Raw genomic sequence first — 6,129 nt, forward strand, 5'->3', positions numbered from 1 at the left:
TCGGGGGAGGCATTCGTATCGGCTTGCACGCCGATCGGCTGGACGTTGCCGGGGATATCAAGGGATTGGGTGTACATGACGATCTCGCTCAAGGTAAGTCGCTGTGCGGCGATTATAAACCGACCGGCCGGTCGGTTTATAACTTTTTTTGAGATGGACCCGAGGAATTTTGTCTCGGGTGACGTTCGGTAAGACTGGAGAGACATTGCGCCCGTTGGTGCGCGGCGGCGCCGTCCGCGGTCCAATTAGTTTAGGAACAAAAAAGGGCCGCTTCATGGAAGCGACCCTTCTCCGATCTAGGCTAAGTGGCGGACCGGGGTGTCAACCATGTCCCCGCACACCCACGCAAAATCACGACTCAGCGGCGCGAGGCCTCGAAATCCTCCGCATCGACGTCATAACCCGACGGCTCCCAGCGAATCGCAAGCAGCGCGATCAGTCCTGCGAGCGGCGCGGCGGCGATGATCCAGAACACTTTGGTCCCGAGCGCCGCCGACAGCACCGGGAACAGGAACAGCGACACCGTCGAACTGGAGCGCATCAGCGTCTGGTTGAAGCCGACGCCGACGCCGCGCAGCGAAGTCGGATAACTGAGCGAGGCAAACGTCATGCTGTGCGAACCCGGCCCGAAGCCTTGTCCGAGCAGAAACATGGCGAGGAACGCGATCGCCATGACGACTTCCGCGCCGTTTGCCGGACGCCCGACGATCGCGAGCCCGACGAGCGCCGCCAGCTGGAACGCGTAACCGCCGACCGTGAGCTTCCATGCGCCGATCTTCGGCACCGTGCGCACCGCGATAAGTCCGCCGACGAACGCAAAGCACAGGTTGAGCGCGAGCGATGCGAGGATGGTGGTAAGCATCGACTGCTTGAGGAAGCTCGAAATGATGACCGGCAGCCCGAATGCCACCGCGTTATACGCGAACGAGGACGCAATCGCGATGATCGTCGCGAGCACGGTGCGCCGCAGGTAGACTCCGCGCAGCAGCGCCCCGTAATTGCTCCACGATGCCTTGCGCGGCGCGCGCGCCTCGGTTGCGGGCGCCGCTTCGACGCGCGCGTCGAGGCCGTAGGAGCGCTTGAGAATTGCGGCGGCGCCGGCGAGATCGCCCTGATTGGCCGCCCAAACCGGCGACTCGCTGATATACCGGCTGCGAATCGCGATGATTACGATCGCCGGCACCGCGCCGAAGCCGAGAATCAGGCGCCACAGCCAGCCAGAGTGGCTTTCGGGCAGCACCGCGTAGAGTCCGAGCACGAGCAGGTACGACACGCTGATCGCCGCGTACCACGTTGGGCACCACATTGCGATGCTGGCGGCCTTGTTGCCTCGGCCTTTCAGCCGGGAAAACTCGGCCAGGAAGGCCATCGCGACCGGCAGGTCGATGCCGACACCGAGCCCCATCACGAAGCGCGAGCCGCCCAGCACCCAGACGTTCGGCGCGAGCGCGCACGCGATCGCCGCGATGACGAAAAAGAACATGTCGGCCATGAAGACGCGGTATCGGCCGATTTTATCGGTGAGATAGCCGCCGATCAGCGCACCGATGATCGCGCCGAAGGTGATCGCAGACGCGACGAAGCCCGTTCCGGTCGGCGAGAGCGAGAACTCGCGGGCGATGTCCTTGACGCCGAACGCGAGCGCGCCGAGGTCGTAGGCGTCGAGGAAGACGCCGCCGAGGGCGATCGCGATGACGACGCGCGCGTCACTGCCGACCGCCGCGCCGCGGTTGACGAGATCGGAGACGTCGGCCGCGCTGCGGATGACGGGCCGCGAATCGGCGGCGGACGATGAGGCCGGCGCGTGGATGCGCTCGGGGGCGATAGAAGCTGACATGGATGAACCGTAAAAAAAGTTTGACGAGGCAACGATCGCGCGATGCTACGTGCTCAGGCGCGCCCGGCCAAATTCATTTTTGTTATTTGATGACTTATGGCCGAGCGCGGCCCCGGGCGACGGAATGCGACAATGTCGCGTTTCCAACCGCAGCCGAAAGCATGTCCGCACCCGAACCGAAGCAGATTTCACGCGTGGCCGTCGTTGGCGGCGGGCCGGCTGGCCTGATGGCGGCCGAAGCGCTCGCGGCGGGCGGCGTGCAGGTCGACGTCTACGACGCGATGCCGTCGGTTGGCCGCAAATTCCTGATGGCGGGCAAGGGCGGCATGAACCTCACGCATTCGGAAGCTGCCGGGCCCTTCCTCGCCCGTTATGGCGCGCGCAGCGAGCAGATCGCGCCGCTCCTGCGCCGCTTCGACGCCGATGCGCTGCGGCAATGGGTGCATGACCTCGGCATCGAAACGTTCGTCGGCAGTTCGGGCCGCGTCTTTCCAGCCGACATGAAGGCGGCGCCGATGCTGCGCGCGTGGCTGCACCGGCTGCGCGGAGCCGGCGTCCGGTTCCATATGCGGCATCGCTGGACGGGATGGGCGTCGTCCGCGCTGGTGTTCGCCGCGCTCGAAGGCGAAGTGCAGGTGCAGGCCGACGCGGTCGTTCTGGCACTCGGCGGCGCGAGCTGGCCGCGGCTCGGCTCGGACGCCGCCTGGGTGCCGTTTCTGGAAGCACGCGGGGCTCGCGTGCAGCCGTTCGAACCGTCGAACTGCGGTTTCGACGTCGACTGGAGCGAGCACTTCAGCAGCCGCTTCGCGGGGGAGCCGTTGAAGTCGGTGGCGATCGGCATCGAGCGGGAATCGGGCGCGGTCGGCTGGCGCGCCGGCGAGTGCCTGATCACGGCGACGGGCATCGAAGGCAGTCTCGTTTATGCGCTCTCGGCGCCGATCCGCGAGCTTCTGAAGCAGAATCCGGGCGAAGGCGCGACGATCCTGCTCGATCTCGCGCCGGGCATGACACCCGCGCGTGTGCTCGCCGAAGTGACGCATCCGCGCGGCGCGCGCTCGATGTCGAGCCATCTGCAAAGCCGGCTGCACATTGCAGGCGTGAAGGCGGGGTTGCTGCGTGAGTGCGTCGGCAAGGAGGAATTCGCCGATCCGCCGATGCTCGCGCAGCGCATCAAGGCGTTGCCGCTCGTCGTGCGGCGCCCGCGGCCGATTGCCGAGGCGATCAGCAGTGCGGGCGGCGTCGCGTTCGAATCGCTCGACGCGCAGTTGATGCTCGCCGCGCTCCCCGGCGTGTTCTGCGCCGGCGAAATGCTCGATTGGGAAGCGCCGACCGGCGGCTATCTGCTGACGGCGTGCCTCGCGAGCGGACTTGTCGCAGGCGAGGGCGCGCTCGCCTATCTGAAGCCTTTGAAGGCGGCGCGCGCCTGAATCAGGCCGCCACGAGCCGCCACAGCGACGTCGTCTCCTTCGATCGGGCCGAGAAAAGCGGATCGGTTTTGTCGGCGGCGCGCGGATGGTGCGGCTTTACGTCGAGTCGTCCGTCGACCTTGAGGCCGGCCGCATCGATCCATTCCTGCAGTTGCGCGCGCGTGCGCAAGCCGAGATGCTCCGCGAAATCTGACAGGATCAGCCAGCCTTCGCCGCCGGGTGTCAAATGGGCGGCGAGGCCGTCGAGAAAACCGCGCAGCATGCGGCTTTCCGGATCGTAGATCGCATGCTCGATCGCCGAACTCGGCCGCGCGGGCAGCCACGGCGGATTGCACACGACGAGTGGCGCGCGGCCATCGGGAAAGAGATCGGCTTCGATCACGTCGACCTGATTGCCGAGCCCGAGCCGCTCGACGTTCTCACGCGCGCAGGCGAGCGCGCGCGGATCCATATCGGTTGCGACGACGTGTTCGACGCCGCGCTGCGCCAGGAGCGCCGCGACGACGCCGGTGCCGGTGCCGATATCGAACGCGAGCGACTTCGACGGCAGCGGCTGGTCGGCGACGAGCTTGATGTACTCGCCGCGCACCGGCGAAAACACGCCGTAGTAAGGATGAATGCGTGCGCCGAGCGCCGGGATCTCGACGCCCTTCCTGCGCCATTCGTGCGCGCCGACAAGTCCGAGCACTTCCCGCAGCGACACCACGGACGGCCCGTCGGACGGCCCGTAGGCTTCCTCGCAGGCGTCGTGCACGTCTGGCGCGCGACGCAGCGGAATCGCGTATTGCTCGTCGAGCGGCAGCACCAGCATCGCCAGCGTGCGGGCGCGCTGCGACTGCGCGAGCCGATGCAGATTGAAGCGGTCGACGGGAGAAGGCTCGGGCGCTGCGGCCGCCTTGCGCTTTTTCGGCTTGTTTTCGATACGGCGCGCCATCGCCTGCAGCAACTGGCGGGCGTTCTGGAAATCGCCGCGCCAGAGGATCGCCGTGCCTTCGCATGCGAGGCGATAGGCAGAATCGGCGGTCATCTGGTCGTCGCCGATCACGACGCGCTTCGGCGGCGCATTGCCGCTCTCCGAGCGCCAGCGCGCCGAGTGGCTCGCGCCGTCTTCCTCCCATTCGAGCGAGTGCGGGGTGGCGCTGGCGGCGGCGTGAGTTGCGGAATTCTTCGATTGCATGCGGTTGTCGATTCGAGGTTGGGCCGGTCGGATATGTGGCTACATTCTGAGGCTTTTCAGCCGAGCCGCCGGGAATCCGGTGAAAAGCAGCCGGCCGGCGATATTCGCCGGGGTGCGTCGATCAGGCACAATCGCTGTTTTGTCCGCCCCTGAACGACCGAATGAAGCTTCGAATTCTTGCTGCAAGCGCGGGCATGCTGGTCGCGCAGTTTCTTGCCGGATCGGCCGCTTTCGCCGAGAACGCTACCGAAACGCCCGCGGGCGGCCACTGGGTGAGCGCCTGGGCGACCGCCCTGCAGGCGATTCCCCAGCAGGCGGACCTGCCGCCGCTTTATCGCGCGCCTGAAATCGGCGGCCGGACCGTGCGGCAACTGGTCTATCCGCAACTCGACGGCAAACGCGTCCGGCTGCGTCTGAGTAATGTATATGGCACGTCGCCGCTCGTGATCGAAACCGTGCACATCGCGCGCGCGGTCGGCGGCAACAGTGCGGCGACGCGCCCGGGAACCGACCGGGCCGTGTTGTTCGGCGGACGTCCGAACGTGACGATCGCGCCCGGCGGCCAGATCGACAGCGATCCGGTCGCGCTCGAAGTGTCGGCCAAGCAGCCGCTCGCGGTCAGCGTTCATGCGGGGAAAGAGCAGAAGCTCGTCGCGTGGCATCGCGTGGCGAGCCAGGTCAACTACGTTTCGACGCCCGGTGACCACGCGGCCGACACCTCCGCCGACGCTTTTCGCACCCGGTTCACGCAGTACGCGTGGCTGACGAACTTGGCAGTCGACGATTCGTCGGCGCAGAGCGTCGTCGCCATCGGCGATTCGATCACGGACGGCATGCGCTCGACGCTCAATGCGAACCGGCGCTGGCCCGACGCACTGGTGCGGCGCCTGGCGGAGAAGGGCGCGCCGGGAACGGCGGTCGTCAATGCGGGGATCAGCGGTAATCGTCTGCTGAGCAACTCGCCGTGTTATGGCGAGGCTGTGATCGGTCGCTTCGAGCGCGACGCGCTGCGCCAGCCCGGCGTGCGCGCGATCGTCGTGCTGATCGGCATCAACGACATCAATTTTGCCGCGATGCCCGCGCGCGCCGGCCTCGACTGTGACAACCCCCATACCGAGGTGACGGCAGATGCGCTGATCCGCGGATACCAGCGGCTGATCGCGCAGGCACACCAGCGCGGCATCAAGATATATGGGGCCACGTTGACACCGGCGTCACTGCCGCCGGAGCGGGAAAAGATCAGGCTGGCGGTGAACGAGTCGATCCGTTCGAGCCGTGCATTCGACGGCGTGATCGATTTCGACCGGGCGCTGCGCGATCCGGCGCGACCGGAGGTGCTTCAGCGTCGCTACGACAGCGGCGACCACATTCACCCGAGTGACGCCGGATATGCGGCGATGGCGGAGGCGGTTCCGATCGAAGCGATGGCGTCGGCGCAGGCTCACTGAGCCGGCGACAAAAATATTTTCGTCATGCTCTTGTCATTGGCGTCTGGTTGACCTAATATTCGGCTCCTCGTTTTAAAACGAGGCCGCCAAGGGAACAGGCGGTTCCGAAAGTCGGCAAATTTGGAAGCGAAAGCGAAAAAAATTGTTGACAGAGGGAAAAAGATTCTTCATAATCTCGTTTCTCTGCTGCTGATGCAGCGACGCAGAACGGAAGCGGTGGTGGCGGTAGTTGAGCTGCTG

4 protein-coding genes are annotated in these 6,129 nt (G+C 65.9%); 2 read left to right on the forward strand and 2 right to left on the reverse strand.

What is annotated here, in order from left to right; genetic code table 11:
• Positions 1-358: 358 nt before the first annotated feature.
• The gene (locus AWB81_RS39615; RefSeq protein ID WP_062643733.1) at positions 359-1,837 is read right to left on the reverse strand and encodes an MFS transporter; all 1,479 of its coding nucleotides are present in this window, start codon (positions 1,835-1,837) and stop codon (positions 359-361) included.
• Positions 1,838-1,998: 161 nt separating this feature from the next.
• On the opposite strand from AWB81_RS39615, the gene AWB81_RS39620 reads away from it, so the two are divergent.
• The gene (locus AWB81_RS39620) at positions 1,999-3,264 is read left to right on the forward strand and encodes a TIGR03862 family flavoprotein (RefSeq protein WP_062643735.1); all 1,266 of its coding nucleotides are present in this window, start codon (positions 1,999-2,001) and stop codon (positions 3,262-3,264) included.
• A 1-nt stretch (position 3,265) separates the two neighbouring features.
• On the opposite strand, the gene AWB81_RS39625 is transcribed toward AWB81_RS39620, so the two are convergent.
• Entirely contained in the window at positions 3,266-4,441 is a 1,176-nt protein-coding gene (locus tag AWB81_RS39625; protein ID WP_062643737.1) for a methyltransferase, read from the reverse strand.
• A 161-nt stretch (positions 4,442-4,602) separates the two neighbouring features.
• Here AWB81_RS39625 and AWB81_RS39630 point away from each other — a divergent pair, with 161 nt between their 5' ends.
• Positions 4,603-5,889 (forward strand): SGNH/GDSL hydrolase family protein, encoded by a 1,287-nt coding sequence (locus AWB81_RS39630; protein ID WP_062643739.1) that lies wholly within the window; start codon positions 4,603-4,605, stop codon positions 5,887-5,889.
• Positions 5,890-6,129: the final 240 nt, after the last annotated feature.

This window comes from Caballeronia arationis, from assembly GCF_001544975.2.
GTDB lineage: Bacteria > Pseudomonadota > Gammaproteobacteria > Burkholderiales > Burkholderiaceae > Caballeronia > Caballeronia arationis.